The following is an 18,142-nucleotide window of genomic DNA, read 5'->3' as shown; positions in this document are numbered from 1 at the left end:
TTAACAATTAACAATGAATAATGAACAATGATAAACCTGACGGAGTGTGCGGTTACCGCACACTCCGTTTTACTTCCGGCTGTAGCCCCGGAGACTATTATCATTATGAATTATGAATTATGAATTGTGAATTAAATATACCTGTGTTTCTTTTTCGTTTACATATTTTGCCAAACCTTGACAATTGTCTGCACTGCCTGTAATATTATTATGTTCGGCTGTGCGGTTTTTGATGACCGCCGCTGTTATCGATAGAGCTTCCCCCAAATGTACCACCGTGGAGCGTTGCCCCACGATCTGTTTTCTTTCGGACGCCTTACGGCGAACCGCATAAGATGACTTCCGCAGCAGGAAACATATATCTGTTGTTCCTGTATACAGGCGAATGTGAGAATCTTTCATTCAGGGATTCTCCGTCACCGCCCGGAATGACAGCCACGCATTTTCAGGCAATGCGTTTCCCCGCGGAGAAGATGTTACGATACCGGGAGTCCCTCGGTCGAAGCAGCGTACAGCCGTGCGAAGCATTTTTTCGTACGGTTTTTTCTGTGCGCCGATACCTGAATATGAAATTGAGAATCTGAAGAGAAGGGGAGGGAACTTATGAGTCCAATCATTGCCGCGGTCATTGCCGCGGTTGTGGGCTGCCTGCTCGGCGGCCTGGTGGGATACTCTTACCGGAAGAGCTTTACAGAGAAAAAGATTGAACGGACTGAAGACTACGCCAAGCGGCTGTATGACGACGCGGTTCGCAAGGCTGAAGACTACAAGAAGGAAAAAGTGCTGGAGGCCAAGGAGGAAATCCTGAAGGCCAAGGCTGAAAATGACCGGGAACGCGCGGAAAACGAACGGGAAATCCGTGAACGCCGCAACGAGATCCAGAAGAACGAACGCCGCCTGATCCAGCGTGAAGAAACCCTGGACAAGAAAGCCAGCAACCTGGAAACCCGGGAAGAAACCCTGAACAACAAGCTTGCTGATCTCACCAGGAAAGAAACGGAACTGGATGAGCTGAAAGCAAAGCAGATGACTGAACTGGAACGGGTCGCCGGCCTGAGCCGCGATGAAGCGAAGCAGATCGTGATCGACCGCGTCCAGAAGGAAGCCTTCCATGACGCCGCCGCCCAGGTTCGTGAGATCGAAACCCAGGCGAAGGAAGAAGGAGAAAAGAAAGCCCGCAACATCATCGCCCTGGCGATCCAGAAGTGCGCAGCCGACCATGTGGCTGAAAGCACTGTCAGCGTGATCAGCCTGCCGAACGATGACATGAAGGGCCGCATCATCGGCCGTGAAGGCCGGAACATCCGCGCGCTGGAAACTGCCACGGGTGTTGACCTGATCATTGATGATACCCCCGAAGCCGTGATCGTCTCCGCCTTTGATCCGGTCCGCCGTGAAGTGGCACGGGTTGCTGTGGAAAAACTGATCATGGACGGCCGGATCCATCCGGCGCGGATCGAAGAAATGGTTGAAAAGGCCCGCAAGGAAGTTGACAACCAGATCCGTGAAGCCGGTGAAAACGCCGTATTCGAAACCAACCAGCACGGTATCCACCACGAACTGGTCAAGCTGCTGGGCCGCCTGCGGTACCGCACCAGTTACGGCCAGAACGTGCTGAAGCACTCCATCGAGGTCAGCCACCTGGCCGGCCTGATGGCCGCGGAACTCGGCGCGGATGTCCAGCTGGCGAAGCGTGCCGGCCTGCTGCATGATATCGGCAAGGCCGTTGACCACGAAAGTGAAGGCACCCACGTGACCCTGGGCGCGGACCTCGCCCGGAAGTATCACGAGAACGCGGATGTAGTGCACTGCATCATGGCCCACCACAATGACGTGGAACCCCAGACCGTGGAAGCGGTGCTGGTACAGGCCGCGGACGCTATTTCCGCTGCCCGTCCCGGTGCCCGCCGCGAGAGCCTGGAAAACTATATCAAGCGTCTGGAGAAGCTGGAGGAGATCGCCAACAGCTTCGACGGTGTGGATAAGTGCTACGCCATCCAGAGCGGCCGTGAGGTGCGTATCATGGTCAAGCCGGAAGATGTCAACGATGAAGGCATCAAGGTCCTGGCCAAAGAGATCGCCAAGCGCATCGAGGAGCAGATGGAATATCCCGGACAGATCCGGGTCAACGTCATCCGCGAAACCAGAAGCACGGAATATGCGAAATAAAAAGGCCGGCAGGAAGGACACTTCCTGCCGATTTTTTATTTCAATGCAGAATTCAGAATGCAGAATGCAGAATGATATAGTGTTTCCACTGGCTGCGTACGATGTCTTATCTGCGCAGCTGTTTTCATGCCGGCAACATGCCTGAGACGGCGTCCCGCCGGGGTGTTATACCTCCTACCTCCTACCTTCTACTTCCTACCTTTATTCCGGCTTCTGCCGGAATAATCATAATTCGCTTTCTTCTTCCCAAACCGTTCGCTGTAGCAGGGATCATGCACCGTTGTTCCCCAGCGTTCCTCAAAGCGGGCAACATCCTCCGCGATCCGTTCTTCTCCGGACAGCAGCAGGGAGCAGCGTTCCAGGCGCGCCTGCGCATGAGGCGTGAAGACATACCGCAGCCCGGCCTGTTTCTGCCGCAGGCCCAGGTCCACAGCCGCCAGTCCGCCCCGGTATCCGTCGTCCAGGTCCAGCCAGTTTTCCCGCTTCACCATCAGGCAGCAAAGGCTCACCGCGCTGACGTTATGCACTTTGTTCATCATGTCGTGCCAGCCGCCGGCTGTCACATACATACCCTCGTTCACACACTGGGCCGTGTGTTCCATGCCCAGGGCAAACCCTCCGTGGGTAATATGCTTCTTCCGGTCCGTCAGGACGCCCGTGACTCCGGCCACATCATCCCGCTGCGCAAACATCAGCATCTCCCGGATGAAATACCGGTTCATCTCCGTGACCCTTGCGTCCAGGATCAGCAGGTAATCCGCTGTGCTTGTCCGGGCGGCCTCATTCAGCAGGGAGATCCGATCTTCCTCTCCCGCGACGATAATACTGCCGGTCAGCTGCGGCCAGTCCGTCCGGAACTGCAGCTCACCCAGGCATTCCTGGCACTCTTCTTCGGTATCCCCGTGAACAATCGCCTCCACGGTCACATCCCGCGGGATCTCATACCACAGCCGGATCTCCTTGTTCACCGGAACGGCTTCCGCCTTCCGTCCCAGGGCTGCCTCATGCTCCACCGCGGCGCGGCATCCGTTTTGCAGGCAGATTTCCAGGTTCCGGTGGCTTGCGCTGCTGAAGACCTCCCGCCAGCTGTAAAGGATATAGGGGAGATGTTCAATCCTGTCCGTCTTTTCCGCCACCCGCAGGAACAGGTCATGATCCTGGCTGCCGTCAAAACCGCTGCGCAGACCGCCGATCTCTTCCAGCACTGCCTTGCGGATGACTGCCAGATGGCAGATATAATTGTCGCTGACCAGGTTGTCCGGGCAGTAGTCCGGCTTATAATGCGGATCCATATGCCTCCGGCCGTTCTGGGTGATCCGGTCTTCATCGGAATAAACCAGATCCGGATGTTTCTCCGCGATACATTCAGCCACACGCCACAGGGCATCCGGGCTCAGCAGGTCGTCATGATCGCACAGGGCAATATACTCTCCCCGGGCCAGTTTCAGTGCTTCATTGGTGTTGCTGCTGATTCCCCGGTTTTCCTCTCCGCGGATCACGCGGAAACGTGCCTGTTTTTCACTTCTTTCGCGCAGCACCGCCGCGGTTTCCGCCCGGGTGCTCGCCCCGTCATACAGCACCGCCTCAAAATCCAGGTAAGTCTGGTTTTCCAGGCTGTCCAGGAGCGCGTTCAGCATGCCCGGATCCGTGTTATAGACCGGGATCACCACACTGATGAGTCCCGCCGCCGGCTGGTTTTCCCGCTGCGCTTTCAGTTCTGCTTCCGAAGCCCTTTCCCGCTTCCACCGGCGGTCATAGGTACCCAGAAACTGCTGGGCCGCTTTCTGCCCCAGCCGCTTCAGCGTATAGACGGTCCCGTGGCTCTGCCTGTACTCCCGGATCCTGTCAATCGCTCCCATTTCCATCCCTCTGTTCTTCTGCTATAATCCTTATTAAACTTGTATTTCAAACCACTGCGCATTGACAAACTATTATACGCGATGTATACTGATTCCACAATTTGTCATATTTGGTAAAGTTCGCAGGGGGAATAACCATGCATTCCTATTTATTGAAAGAGATCCCGGATCACCTGGCTGCACTGGCCGTGGAAGGCTATCATAAACCCGGCAGCCTCACGCAGGCAAGCGGCGCGTGGATCCACTCAGCCGGCTCTTTCGTGCTGGAAAAAGGAACCTGGCCCCTGAATCCCCATGATCAGTGGGTCTGGCTTGCCGTGGAAAAGGGAAACATTGTCCTGCTCTGGGACAATCACGAACTCGCCCTGTCCGCCGGTTCCACCTGCTTCCTGCCCGGGGGAGACAAACGCTGTGAAATCTCCACGGAAGAAGATACCCGCTGCCTGTGGATCGCGCTGGAAGGACCGCTCAGTCCCATGGTCGTCCGCAAGATGGGCGCGCTTCTCCATATGCCGCTCAAGCAGGGCGCGCTGCCCAGCCAGATCTACCTGGCGGAGCAGATCGTCCAGGTCATTGTCCGCCACAGCGGCACCGCGGACGCAACCTACCAGCTGCAGCACCTGCTCTACGGCATGATCGCGTCCCACTGGGGACAGCCCGTGGCTATGGATGCCATGCTCTCCCACGAGATCGCCAAGGTGGTGGACATGCTCCGCGCCAACCAGTATAAAGACAACTTCTCCCTGGCCGACATGGCCGCGATCTCCCGCATGCCCATGGAAACCTTCCGGAAACGCTTTGTGGCGGAAGTGGGTATGCCGCCCCTCAGCTATGTGCTCCACTGCAAAATGGAACGGGCGAAAGAACTCCTGCGGGACCAGAACTGCTCTGTCCGCCAGGCCGGCGCGGAAGTCGGCATGCAGGATCCCTACCATTTCTCCAAGCAGTTCAAGCACATCGTGGGCATCAGCCCCAGCGCCTTCATGAAACAGGCCTCCGTGCCCAACGCCACCATCCGCGGCGTCGCGCCGAAGGCGAAGAAGAAATAATGCCGTTCCGGCAAATTCAGAATTCAGAATTCAGAATTATAGATACCGCCTCACTCTGAACGAACCCATTTCGCCCGCAGTTTGTTGAGTAAACGAGCCGCGGGTTTTTCTATGGCGTAAGTCACAAGGATCGCCAGCAGCAGGGAAAGCACGAAGGACACCAGCGTATACTGGTTCTGCCACGGCTGTTCCCCGGCCATGTTCGGCATATCGCTGACCGACGGCGGAAAGCGAAGTCGTTTCAGATGAACAATCACCGTCTGATGGATCAGGTAATAATTCATGCTGACACCGCCGAGGAATTTCGTGACCGGATTTCCCAGCAGTTTACGCAGCGGCAGCAGCGCGAAAGGCGCCGAGAGCAGTAAAGAGACAAAGCACAGGGCGAAGACCGGCCGGTAGATCATCTGTCGCATCTGGATCTGCGTGTTATCCATGGAGGAAGCCTGGAAGCGCAGCATCCGGAGGAGGGCAATGAATCCGACGATAAACACAAATGTTGCCAGCACCTGGTATCCGTACTTCCGCCAATCCGGTTTCCGCTGCGGTTCTGCCGTCTCCGGCTGCCCGTCCGTCCTCCCGGCGCGCTTTCCGTCCAGGCGTACATAAACCATTGCGGCCAGGATACCCACCGTATAAACATCCAGGAAGTTGATCAGCTGGTTTACGACCATGTTGTAATCCGTCAACGCCCAGATGCACCACGCCCGGAATCCGAAGCAGACCGCGCACAAAACACCCAGCATAAGCACCGGCTTTTTCATCACGCCGCGGGCGATCAGCGGGAACAAAGCATAGGCCTGCACCTCGATCGCCAGGGTCCAGCTGGCGGCCCCCAGCGGTGTCAGGAGATAGGTATCCGTAAAGAAGGGAAAAGTAAAGGTCAGGTGTGTTGCCACATCCTTGACCAGGAACTGCGGATTGTCATACAGCTTCCACGGGATCGCGATCGCCAGCAGCGTCACAAGGATAATGAAATAATATCCGGGCAGGATCCGCCTTGCCCTGCGGAAATAAAAATCCCTTGTGTCCGGTGCGGGAGTCCGGTCGAGCATCGCCTTCGCGTAGGGAAGAAACAGCAGGAAAGAACTGAGCAGGACCGTACCGTCCACCCATACATAGCCGGACCGCACCAGGTAATCCAGGCTGTAGGATCCGATCACCGGTCTCAGCCAGCTCTGCTGCCAGATATGAAACCAGCTGACGATAAAGATCATCAGGGTCCTCAGCCCGTCCAGTTCGGGGATCCGCTGTCTTCTCTCACTCATGGTTACTCGTCCTCAGTGACCAGGAAAGGGTCCGGAACCGGTGTTTCCGTCGGAGCGGCTTCCGGTTCGGGGGTGTTTTCTGCGGGTACAGGCGTTTCAGCCGGCACCTCCGGCTCCGCTGCCGGTGTGGGATACGGATCAATACCGGCGCCTTCGCAGGCCTGCAGGTACAGCTGTTCTATATCCCGGTACTGCCGGCGCAGGCCTTCCCGGTCCATGCTTCCCAGCAGTTCCGCCGCCGTAGCCCAGTCCTCCTGGTAAATCGCGTTTTTCGCTTTCTCATAGGAGGCTTCCGCCCGCAGGGCGGCTGTTTTTTTATAGTCATCCGGAACACCACTCAGCAGTTCCAGCGTCCGGGTAAATTCCCGTACAGCAACCGCTTCCTCCGCCAGCGTGTACCGGCATTCCTGGTCTTTGGTATTGCTGTCCAGGTAATCCGGAATAGACGCGTACAGGCTCTGGGCGCTCTTGATATCCCCGGCGGCATACTTTTCCTCCGCCTGGGCATAGGTCAGCGATTTGCACCGTGTCGGCGCGTCTCCCCAGTTGCCTGCCAGCAGGAATTCCCGGCTTGCGCCTTCAGGATCCCCGTCTTCCAGCAAATCTTCCGCCTTGTGATAATGGCACTCCAGCGTCAGTTCCCGGCTGTCCTGGTAATCCGGGATGCCGCTGAGCTTATCGATCGCGCCGTCCCAGTTTTTCTGCGCCATCAGTTCCTTCGCGGGTTCATAGAGACACGCGGACGCTTCTTCCCTTGCGCCAGGGTAACTGCCCAGGGACAGGAAGATCGTCCGGGCATCATCGTAGCTGCCATCCGCTTTCAGCTTGGCTGCCCGGGCCATGTTGGCTTTCTGATCCAGCTCCGTCCGTCCGTCATAGTCCTCCGGCAGCGAGGCCAGCGCATCCAGCGTTCCCTGCCAGTCTCCCTGTTCCATCAGCATCCTGGCCCGGATCAGATCCGTCTCATTGGCCTTGTCCACCGCTTCCGGCTTGTCCACTGCCCGCAGCATCGCGGAAGCCTCTGCCAGCGCCTCAGCGGTTGTGCCTTCCTCCGCCGCCTTCAGGGCAATCCGCCAGTCACACTCCGAGATCATTTCATCCGCTCCGCCGTAGGTTCCCAGCATGCTGAAGATCGCTTTCGCTTCGGCCGGTTTGCCCTCTTCCAGCGCGTTGCGTCCGGCGCACAGCCGGAGCCAGGGCGAAGCAAAGAAAAGCACTCCGGCAGTCAGGGCCGCTGCCGCGATCACCGCGATACCGGTCCGGATACGGCTTCCGCGGCGGTCCTTCTTCTGCCGGTATTCCTCTTCGCGGATCCGCTGCAGGCGGATCGTATCCTCCCGCATACTCCGGCTGTTCAGGTCCAGCTGCCGTTCCTTCATGCTGATCTGCGCTTCCACGGCTTCCGGGCTGAAGCGGGTGAAAATGGTTTTCCGGTCCCGGCCGCAGCGGACGCAGTATTCTGTTTCATCCGTATTGGGCCGGCCGCAGACGCAAACCCACAGGCCGTCCTGCTGGCTCGGGTAGCCTACCGCGGTCTCGCCGGCCGCGTACTTCAGGTTTGTCAGCGCCGGGCTCACCGGAAGATTGTTCGGTACATACTCAACCGCGGCAGCCGGATCCCTCCGCCAGGTTTCATTGTCCGCGTACCAGACCTTCTCAATCGAGGCTGTAATGGATTTCAGCCCCTCAGCCGGCGCGCACGGAACCGTCAGCAGGAAAGTGGAATGAGGCCGCCCGTTCAGTGCCCTTCCGCGAAAAGCCAGACGCTCTGTCTCGCCGCCGTCTTCATCTAGAAGGTGCAGCAAAACCTCGACCGAGGTGATCACCCGGTCGCTGAGGTTGAACAGGGTCAGGGTAGCCGCGGGAACTTCCTCCGTTGGCATCGCCGTACGGAAGATTTCGGCCGGACAGGTTAAATCAATGTAGTTCATAATTCACAATTCATAATTCATAATGATTTATACAGTGTGGATGATGATCTCCGTAAGGATGTTGTATTCGTATTTCAGCAGCAGCTCCACCTGGAGGCCGTCCGCGGTTTCCGTCACATAGCGCAGGTTCATCTCGGAGGGGTCATAGCTGGCGATTCCATAGGGAGCCGTTCCTTCCGTTCCGTAAAGCAGCTCCGTCATGTCCTCCGCCATCTCGTTTTCCCCGTTGCGGAACCGGTTGAAGTCCTCATTGAACTGATCGCCGATCCGCACGCGCCGCGGTCCTTCCATTTCCTCATCCAGGATGGAGAAACTCAGGATAGTCGCGTTTTCCCCGTTGGCGTCGCAGAGGAAAACCGCTTCATATCCGTCCCCGTCACACCGCAGCAGCCACGTGCCGTCCTCATTGTCCAGAAGTTCCGTTTCCGGTGACCCGGGCAGCGTATCCGGCTGCAGCGCGGTATAGGAGAAAGCGTCAAAAACCAGGTCATTCTCATCAAAGGGCGTCAGGGCTTCGCCGATCAGGCTGCTCTTTACCGCGCTGTAATCCTTTTTGTCCGCAAGGCTGATCAGTTCATCATACATTTCCTGCATGGAAGCGGCGTCCATCAGGTCCCGGGCAATGTTCAGCCCTTCCACCCGGATGGAATTCACCAGTCCGTTCTGCATGGAATAAGTCACAGCCACGCAGCGGAACTGATCCCACACCGGCTGCACCTCACCGTATTCCACAGCAGTGATCCGCTGTCCGTCCCGCAGGATCCGGCCGTAAAGGAATCCGCCTTCCGCGCCTTCCCGCAGGTAAAGAACCGCTTCCTCCCGGGTGCCGGAGAGATCGTAATTGTCCTGCGGATAAGCCGCCAGCAGATCCTCCACCCGGGTATCCATTCCTGTTCCGCGGAAAATCGGTCCTTCCAGGCTTTCAAACACCAGCGCGTTGACTGGAGTATCCGCAGTCAGTTCCGTGCTGTCGGCATAAATCCTCGCGTTCTCATACCAGAAGCAGGTACCGTCCTCATCCTGGGCGCTTTCTTCAGCAGGATCGTTCAGCGGGGCGGCGGTCAGCGCCTCCGCCAGGACATGGTCCAGCAGCGCACCCAGTTCAGCTGCTGTCACCGGTTCCGCTGCTTCCTCCGCCGCGGCGGAAAACACAAAACCAATCGCCAGCGCTGCCAGCAGACACAGGATTCTCTTCATCATAACGGGTTTCACTCCTCCCGATGGGGATGTTTGTTTCAGCTCAAAAATGAACATACTGCCTGAATTATAGCACAGGCCCATCATCATGACAACTAAAGCGCCTGTGCCACAAGATATAGGGGAATTGCCAAAGCAGCTTTGGCCCTGCTACAATAGGGAAAACGCAGCTGAACAAAACAGATATGAAGCAGGAGGGATTTCTCTATGAAGAACCGGATTCTTTGTTTCCTGACAGTCATGATCCTGACCCTGCTTTTTTGTGTTCCTGCCGGCGCGGGCTGTAAAAACGAGGATGAACACAAAAGTTCCTGGGTACTTACAACCATTGAAGAACCACAGCCCGGTATACCCGGCTACGGAATCCTGTCCTGCCCGATCTGTAACGAGGTGATCAACGATCACTTTGATCTGCCGGCACTGCTTGACCCTTTCAACAACGATCCTCTGGATCCCAACAACAACATTCCGGCAAACCCGGATGACCCTGTCACTCCGGACACTCCGGATACCCCCGCGCAGCCGGATAACCCGGACGGACCGGCCGTTCCGGAACAGCCGCTGACACCGGATACGCCCCATACCCCTGACAGCCCCGATACTCCGGCCGGTTCCGAAACACCCGAAGACCCCGAAACGCCGGTCATTCTTCCCGGAAAAGATGACAACGACCAGCCGGGAGAAGATCCCCAGTCCGAAGTACCGGTGGTCCTCCCGGAACAACCCGTTCAGCCGGAAACACCCGCGGAGCCTGAACAGCCCGTGCAGCCGGCACAGCCGGTCCAGCCCGAAACACCCGCAGAGCCGGAAGCGCCTGTTCTTCCCGCGGTCCAGGAACCTTCCGATGTCCCGGCCGCTCCCGAAGAAGAGCTTCCCGCTGTTCCCGTTCCGGAACCGGATGAACCGGTTCCCGGCGATGAAGCTTCCAGCGGCGGAACCGGTTCTGCCGGAAGCTTCCGGCGGCCCCGTTTCTCCAAAGATTATCCGTACCGCCGGATCAAAATGAAGCCGGAAGAGAACATCCGCGCGGAAGCCGCCGGCACCCTGATCTGGCCCGTCGCCGCTTCCCCTTTCCAGAAGATACTGAATCACTGATCGTTCCCGATATTCAATTCAACTTCCATAACAGGATATTTTCCGTATCCCTTTTCATGCCCATACAGCTTGTTTCCCTTGCCCCGCAACGCTGTTTGTGCTATACTGCTTTCAATATTTTTTACAGGATCAGGTGAAAGAGCATGGACCGCATTTATGACCCGAAAGCCATTGAACCGAAATGGCAGAAATACTGGGAGGAGCATAAGACCTTCAAAACGGACGTATGGGACTTCTCAAAGCCCAAGTTCTACGCCCTGGACATGTTCCCCTATCCCAGCGGTGTAGGCCTGCATGCCGGCCATCCGGAAGGCTATACCGCCACGGATATCGTCAGCCGCATGAAGCGGATGCAGGGCTATAACGTCCTCCATCCCATGGGATACGACAGCTTCGGCCTGCCGGCGGAACAGTATGCGGTCACCACCGGACATCATCCGGAAGGCTTCACGCAGGAAAACATCAAGACCTTCAGCCACCAACTGAAGGAGCTTGGTTTTGACTATGACTGGGACAAGATGATCGCCACCAGCGATCCGGAGTTCTACAAGTGGACCCAGTGGATCTTCAAACAGCTCTACCTGGACGGTTACGCCCAGTATATCGATATGCCCGTGAACTGGTGCGAAGAACTGGGCACCGTGCTGTCCAACGATGAAGTCATCGATGGCAAGAGCGAACGCGGCGGTTATCCCGTGGTCCGCAAGAACATGAAGCAGTGGGTCATCGACCAGCCCGCCTTCGCGGAAAAGCTGCTGGAAGGCCTGGAAGAGATCGACTGGCCGGAAAGCACAAAGGACATGCAGCGCCACTGGATCGGCAAGAGCACCGGCGTTGAAGTCAAGTTCCAGATCGTCGGCGGCGGTGAGTTCAGCATCTTCACCACCTGTATCGAGACCATCTACGGTATCACCTTCATGGTGCTGGCGCCCGACGGACAGCTGGTTCAGGATCTGATGCCCCGCATCAAAAACCAGGAAGAAGTCAAAGCCTATATTGAGGAAACCCGCAAAAAGAACGACATGGACCGGACCGAGCTGAACAAGGGCAAGACCGGCTGCCGCCTGGAGGGTGTCAAGTGCATCAACCCGGTCAACGGCAAGGAAGCCGAACTGTTCATCGGTGACTTCGTACTGGCCAGCTACGGCACAGGAGCGGTCATGGCCGTTCCCAGCCACGATCAGCGTGACTTTGAATACGCCGTGGCCCATAACATCCCCATGATCCAGGTCATCGACGGAGCCGATGTGAGCGAGCACGCCTTTGAAAAGCAGGATTACCTGGGCAAGGGCTGCAAGCTGATCAACAGCGAGGAGTTCACCGGCCTGACCGTGGAAGACGCCAAGGAAGCCATCACCGCGAAACTGGAAAAGATGGGCGTGGCCAAGCGCACTGTCAACTACCACTTCCGTGAATGGATCTTCGCCCGCCAGCGCTACTGGGGCGAACCCGTACCGGTGGTGCACACCGAAGACGGAAAGATCTACCCCCTGCCGGATGATGAGCTGCCGCTCATCCTGCCCGAGCTGGAAGACTATAAGGGAAAGAACGGCAAAGCGCCCCTGGAAAACGCCGAAGAGTGGAAACACTATGACAAAAACGGCGTGAAGGGCCTGCGGGAAACCAGTACCATGCCCGGCTCAGCCGGCAGCAGCTGGTACTATATGCGCTATATCGATCCGCACAACGATAAGGAGTTCGCGGACTACAAACTGCTGGAGCACTGGCTGCCGGTCGACCTGTATATCGGCGGACCGGAACACGCGGTGGGTCACCTGATGTACAGCCGGATCTGGAACCGCTACCTGTATGACAAGGGCCTGAGCCCGGTCAAGGAGCCCTTCAAAAAGCTGGTCCACCAGGGGATGATCCTGGGCGAGAACGGCATCAAGATGGGAAAACGCTTCCCCAAGTATGTGGTCAACCCCAGCGACATCGTGGAAAAATACGGTGCGGACACCCTGCGGCTTTATGAAATGTTCATGGGCCCGCTTGAAGTTTCCAAGCCCTGGAGCCCCCAGGGTGTGGAAGGCGCCCGGAAGTTCCTGAACCGCGTCTGGACCTTCTTCACCAATGAGGACAACCTCACCGCCGAAAGCGACGGAACACTGGACCGGGTCTTCCACCAGACCGTGAAAAAGGTCAGCGGAGACTTCGAAACACTGGGCTTCAACACCGCCATCAGCCAGATGATGATCTTCGTGAATGCCTGCTACAAGAACGGTACCTGCCCGAAAGCCTACGCGGAAGCCTTTGTGAAGATGCTCAGCTGCATCTGCCCCCACATCGGCGAGGAAATGTGGAGCCTGCTGGGCCATGAAGACACCATCGCCTATGAACCCTGGCCCGCCTGGGACGAGGAGAAGATCAAGGAAGACACGATCCAGATTCCCGTACAGGTTAACGGCAAGGTCCGCGCCACCGTGGAGATCGGTGTGAATGAAGAACAGGACAGCGTGCTGGAGAAAGCCCACGCCATGAAGAACGTCCAGTCCTTCATCGATGGCAAGACCATCGTCAAGGAGATCTACGTCAAGGGTCGAATCGTAAATATCGTAGTGAAATGATAACAGGGAGCGCAAAGCGCTCCCTGTTTCATTTCACAATGCAGAATTCAGAATTCAGAATGCAGAATTATATATTGTGATATTCCAATGGCCTGTCCTGATTCTTTTTCAGCATCTCTGTCTTCGCTCGCTTTCATTTCTGTTAAAAAAATGAACGCAAAACGCTATATTTTCTTTAATATTTTATTGACATTGTAACATTTCCGTAATAGAATGATTCTGTATCTTTGGATACCTTATGTTTGTGTGCCGAAGACTGATGATTTTACAGAGGTGAACCATTCATGACCATGTATCGCCGCCGCCTGCTTTGTTTTGCTCTGGCGCTGAGCATGCTGATCACGCTGATCCCTGCCGCAACCGGCAGCCGGATTTCTGCCTATGCCGAAAACGTTCGTATGGGCATCACACTGGACAAGGTCAACCTGCGCTACGGCGCCGGAACCGACCAGAAGATCGCTTTTGAACTGCCGGCTAATCACGTCTGTGAGATCCTGGGAGACAAAACGGCACAGAAGATTCATTGGTTCAAAGTCAGGACTACCGATCCGTCCCGTAAAAACAGCAATACCTATACCGGTTATATCCATGGCGATTTCATGCGTGAGCTGACCGCCGCGGAGATCACCCAGTATAACGCGGGCAACAGCGTTTCCACGCCTACGCCCATTCCCGCCTCCAACGGCGGAGCTCCTACACCGACACCTACCCCCGTACCTGCCGGCAGGAGCCAGGACCTGCCCGCGATCGCCGGATCCATCGGTTCGGTTACCGCAGGCGGTACCAACTTCCGGGAAGGACCCGGCACCGGATACCACAGCATCGAACGCCTGGACCGCAATACCCAGGTGGAACTGCTGACCATCCCGTCCATCCGCGGTGTGGGATCCGGCACCTTCTATAAAGTTAAATACAACGGCACCGTCGGCTATATCATGAGTGATTTTATCTCCATTATCAGCGGCGGCCCTGCCAGCGGAAGCTCCGAAGTCGTCACCGCCACACCAGCGCCGGCTTCCAGCGCGGCTACTCCGGTTCCCGCGTCCAGCGCGTCTTCCGCCGCCAACTTTACCTATACCCATGTCAAACTGACCCTGTCGAGCTGCCACCTGCGGGTCGCCCCCGGCGGAGATTATGACGACAAGAATGACTGGCTGGGAAAGGGCTCTGTTCTGCCCCTCGCCGGAGTCCCTGTAAAGCAGGGCGGTTATACCTGGTATCCCGTTTCCAAGGACGGGAAAACCTTCTACGTCCGGAACGACTGCGTATCTCCGTTCACTGACACGAATGCGGCGCCGGCCGCCCCGACTCCCACGCCTGCTCCCGCTGCCGCGACAGATACCCCTGCTCCGGCGCCCGCTACCCCGGCTGTCTACAGCAACGTACAGCTTAAGCTGACCAGCTGCCACCTGCGGGTCGCCCCCGGCGGGGACTACGATGACAAGAACGACTGGCTGGGAAAGGGCAGTATCCTGCCCCTCGCCGGAAATCCTGTAAACCAGGGGAATTATACCTGGTATCCTGTATCGAAGGACGGAAAGACCTACTATGTCCGGAACGACTGCGTACAGCTGACCGGAGGCGATAACCCCGCTGTACCGACTGCCACGCCTGAACCCACCGCCACGATTAATCCCAACGGCATCGGCTGGGTACAGACCATCAAGGGCGGTGTAAACTTCCGTGCCACCATCAACGGCACTGTTATCAAGCAGATCAAGAAAAACGTGACCCTGCCTTACCTGCTGGAGCCCGTCCAGAAGAACGGCTATACCTGGTATTTTGTCCAGGACGGCGCAAACCGCGGCTACCTGCGCGGTGATATGGTCAAGGTGATCAACGCCCCGGTCAACACACCGACACCTACCCCTGCTGCCGGAACAGAGACCCCGACACCGACCGTGGCTCCCGCGGAAGAACAGCCCACCGGTTACCTGAAGACCAACTCCGGCGGGGTTAACCTGCGGAAAAAGGCCGGTTATACCGATACCATCGGCCGTGTGGACAAGAATGTGGTTCTTCCTTACTTCGGAGAACCGACAAAAGTCAAGGGCGTCCTCTGGTACCGTGTCAAGCATCCGACCCTGGGTTACGGATACCTGCACGGAACCTATGTGAACATGTGCAATGCCGACGGCACCGCCATCGCGACACCGACTCCCGCGCCCGGAACCACTCCGGCTCCCATCAACACCAACAGTCAGACGGAAGCCACCTATACCACGCTGAAGACCGGCTCCACCGGCGACGCTGTCCGGAACCTGGTGACCGAGCTGAAGAACCAGGGTTATTTCTCCGGAAGCGTAACCAACAAATACACCACGGCTGTTGCCAGCGCCGTAAAGGCTTTCCAGAAGGCCAAAGGCCTGACCGCGGACGGTATAGCCGGCGCCGCGACCCAGCATAAGCTGTTCAACACCGTTCCTGTCGGTGCTGCCGATACAAGCAACCTGAGCATGACCCTGTACCCGGCCGAAAAGATCGACTGGTACACCGGCGGTATCAATGAACTGTGGGCCAAGGGCAGCAACTACAAGGTATATGACGTGAAGACCGGCATCGTCTGGTGGGCACACCGCTGGTCCGGCGGCAACCACGCCGACGTGGAACCGCTGACCGCAGCCGATACCGCACGCCTGTGCAAGTGCTACGGCGTCAGTACCGCCCAGGAGATCGAAAGCAAGAACCTGTACCAGCGCCGTCCGCTGCTGGTCACCATCGGATCCCGTACCTTCGCCTGCTCCCTGTTCGGTATTCCCCACGGTTATCCCGAAGGTGATACCATTCCCAACAATGACATGAGGGGTCAGGTCTGTATCCACTTTACCAACAGTAAGACCCACAACAGCAACAAGGTGGACAGCGGTCACGAAGCGGCTATCCAGTACGCGTATGAGCACGCACCCAACGGACACAAGTAAAAACTGAATGGAATTCAGTTTTTACAATGCAGAATGCAGAATTCAGAATGCAGAATTATGAATACTTTTTACAGAAGGCGGAGCGAATGCTCTGCCTTTTGTGTTATGCTGAAATGGTGGGAAACCATATTCAATTATGAATTATGAGTTGATTTTGGAGATTTGGCGATGGAAAACTGAATGGAATTCAGTTTTTACAATGCAGCGATCGCTGTTACCAAAAGGCTAAAAAGCCTTTTGACAGCTGTAGCATGGCAACTGTATACCGCAATCTCAAAGGTCGTAACTCCACACCGTGGAGATTACTCCCTTTCGATTGACCTCGTATTATTGAATAGTAGTTTATCAACTCTTCTCCAAGAGCTTGTGCTACACTGCTGGGGATGCTGTGGATTGGTGCGATTGACCTACCGCTAGACGGTTGTGGTGAGGCTCCAACCACAGCCCCCTTGTTTGTTCGTTAATCAGTTAGATACCGCTCGACGGTTTATGTGGAACGAGGTTACGAGTGCAAGAGGTACTGTGGACCCAGCAGCATCAATTAACCAAAGGAGGAATGACCATGGTATACCTTGGAATTGATGTCGCCAAAGACAAGCACGACTGCTACATCGTAAACTCGGATGGAGAAATCCTGGCGAATGTTTTCACCATCCCGAATGACCAGGCCGGCTTCAACCTGCTTCTCCAAAGACTCAAGTCTGTAGCACCGGATCTGAGCAAAGTAAAAGTAGGGCTTGAGGCTACTGGTCATTACAGCTACAACATCCTCGGATTTCTTCTTGACAACGGTCTCCACACCTATGTCATAAATCCGTTGCACGTCAATCTGTTTCGTAAGGCAGCCAACATCCGCAAAACGAAAACTGATCCGATTGATGCGCGTACCATTGCAGAGATGATAATGTCCAATGTAGTCCTCACGTCCTACACGGCCAAATCATACCACAATGAAGAACTGAAGTCACTGACAAGATACAGATTCGACAAGGTTCAGGAACGAGCTAAGTTAAAAACGTCTGTTGCCCGACTCGTCAGCATCCTGTTCCCGGAATTGGATAGGCTTGTACCAACACTCCATGTGCATACAGTTTATGCATTATTAGCCGAATTCCCGGGAGCAAGCCAACTTGCATCCTGTCATCTTACTCGGTTAACTCACCTGGTTTCTGAATCCTCCAAAGGTCGTTACAAACGAGACAAAGCCATTCAGATCCGAGAAGCTGCTAGAAACTCCATTGGATCGGTAATGTCTGCCAAGTCTATGGAGTTAAAACATACCATTCACCTGATTGAAGTCCTCACTGAGGAAATCAATGAAATCGAAAGTTCAATCAAGCGAATCATGGATGCAGATCCTTCTCCAATCCTCACAATTCCCGGAATAAGCTACCGGATGGGAGCCATGATCCTGGCAGAAATCGGTGACTTTTCTCGTTTCAGTTCACCTGACCAGATCCTGGCTTATGCCGGCCTTTCTCCATCCACATACCAGTCAGGCAAACTGGATAACGCTTATCCTCACATGGAAAAACGGCTCTCACTATCTACGCTTTGCCTTGTTCAATGCCACTCGGTTCGTTTGCAACTGGGATCCGACTTTCGCGGCATACCTGGCAAAGAAGCGAGCTGAGGGAAAGCATTACTACGTCGCCATTTCTCATGCGGCAAAGAAACTTGTCAGATTGATTTTCGCGCTAGTCAGGTCCGGCCAGGCATATTCTCCGGCAACCTGATGCTATACCCTTCGGAGCCTGAGCTCTTTGTTCGCTGACGCTCAAGCAGCCGGCGTAGCGAACTTTTGACAAATCGAAGCATTCAAGTGCTACACTCCCTTTTTGCGAGGGCGGCTGTGGCTTTGTTTGCTATACCCTCCATCGCCCTCGCTCGGCCAATTTCAGCACTTGAATGCTGTTTGTCAAAAGCGGCGGTGGATAACGAAATTTTCTTCGATTTCCTCCTTTCAGGGGCTTGACTTTTAATAGTTAGTCTCAGCTCTTTCGATATTTCTGCCACTGGCAGTCGAAAGAGCTTCGCCCAAATCAAAGATTTGGACAGTTGCTCAACAATATGAATACTTTTTACA

At 55.9% G+C, this 18,142-nt stretch carries 10 protein-coding genes and 1 pseudogene; 6 read left to right on the top strand and 5 right to left on the bottom strand.

Going from position 1 to position 18,142, the window contains the following annotated elements:
- Positions 1 to 117: 117 nt before the first annotated feature.
- A complete protein-coding gene (locus JYE50_RS12080) occupies positions 118 to 402 on the bottom strand; it encodes a hypothetical protein (RefSeq protein ID WP_084096266.1) in 285 nt (94 codons plus the stop codon).
- 201 nt (positions 403 to 603) lie between these two features.
- On the opposite strand from JYE50_RS12080, the gene rny reads away from it, so the two are divergent.
- Positions 604 to 2,169 (top strand): ribonuclease Y, encoded by a 1,566-nt coding sequence (gene rny, locus JYE50_RS12075; RefSeq protein ID WP_084096265.1) that lies wholly within the window; start codon positions 604 to 606, stop codon positions 2,167 to 2,169.
- 188 nt (positions 2,170 to 2,357) lie between these two features.
- Here the strand turns inward: rny and JYE50_RS12070 are convergent, their stop codons facing one another.
- Entirely contained in the window at positions 2,358 to 4,034 is a 1,677-nt protein-coding gene (locus JYE50_RS12070) for a glycosyltransferase family 2 protein (RefSeq protein WP_084096264.1), read from the bottom strand.
- Between the two features lie 131 nt (positions 4,035 to 4,165).
- On the opposite strand from JYE50_RS12070, the gene JYE50_RS12065 reads away from it, so the two are divergent.
- Positions 4,166 to 5,077 carry a helix-turn-helix domain-containing protein gene (locus tag JYE50_RS12065; RefSeq protein WP_084096263.1) on the top strand — a complete coding sequence of 304 codons (912 nt, stop codon included), beginning with the start codon at positions 4,166 to 4,168 and terminating at the stop codon, positions 5,075 to 5,077.
- Between the two features lie 50 nt (positions 5,078 to 5,127).
- Here JYE50_RS12065 and JYE50_RS12060 read toward each other — a convergent pair whose 3' ends face one another.
- From JYE50_RS12060 to JYE50_RS12050, 3 genes are read right to left on the bottom strand one after another with little or no spacing between them, the layout of a single operon-like run.
- Entirely contained in the window at positions 5,128 to 6,345 is a 1,218-nt protein-coding gene (locus tag JYE50_RS12060) for an acyltransferase family protein (protein WP_084096262.1), read from the bottom strand.
- 2 nt (positions 6,346 to 6,347) lie between these two features.
- Positions 6,348 to 8,276, bottom strand: coding sequence for a hypothetical protein (locus JYE50_RS12055; protein ID WP_084096261.1), 1,929 nt, complete (start codon positions 8,274 to 8,276; stop codon positions 6,348 to 6,350).
- A 27-nt stretch (positions 8,277 to 8,303) separates the two neighbouring features.
- Complete coding sequence (locus JYE50_RS12050; RefSeq protein WP_084096260.1) at positions 8,304 to 9,476, bottom strand: hypothetical protein; 1,173 nt, start codon at positions 9,474 to 9,476, stop codon at positions 8,304 to 8,306.
- A gap of 204 nt (positions 9,477 to 9,680) precedes the next feature.
- Here JYE50_RS12050 and JYE50_RS12045 point away from each other — a divergent pair, with 204 nt between their 5' ends.
- From JYE50_RS12045 to JYE50_RS12030, 4 genes and pseudogenes are all read left to right on the top strand, one after another.
- Positions 9,681 to 10,568 (top strand): hypothetical protein, encoded by an 888-nt coding sequence (locus JYE50_RS12045; RefSeq protein ID WP_143763649.1) that lies wholly within the window; start codon positions 9,681 to 9,683, stop codon positions 10,566 to 10,568.
- A gap of 143 nt (positions 10,569 to 10,711) precedes the next feature.
- Positions 10,712 to 13,135 carry a leucine--tRNA ligase gene (gene leuS / locus JYE50_RS12040; protein WP_084096257.1) on the top strand — a complete coding sequence of 808 codons (2,424 nt, stop codon included), beginning with the start codon at positions 10,712 to 10,714 and terminating at the stop codon, positions 13,133 to 13,135.
- Between the two features lie 284 nt (positions 13,136 to 13,419).
- The gene (locus tag JYE50_RS12035; RefSeq protein WP_084096256.1) at positions 13,420 to 16,056 is read left to right on the top strand and encodes an SH3 domain-containing protein; all 2,637 of its coding nucleotides are present in this window, start codon (positions 13,420 to 13,422) and stop codon (positions 16,054 to 16,056) included.
- Positions 16,057 to 16,618: 562 nt separating this feature from the next.
- A pseudogene (locus tag JYE50_RS12030) lies at positions 16,619 to 17,792 on the top strand (IS110 family RNA-guided transposase).
- Positions 17,793 to 18,142: the final 350 nt, after the last annotated feature.

The sequence above is a fragment of the Aristaeella lactis genome (genome assembly GCF_018118585.1).
Classification (GTDB): Bacteria; Bacillota; Clostridia; order Christensenellales; family Aristaeellaceae; genus Aristaeella; species Aristaeella lactis.
Note: the sequence above shows the minus strand (reverse complement) of the source record. Positions and strands in the feature narration are given on the sequence as shown.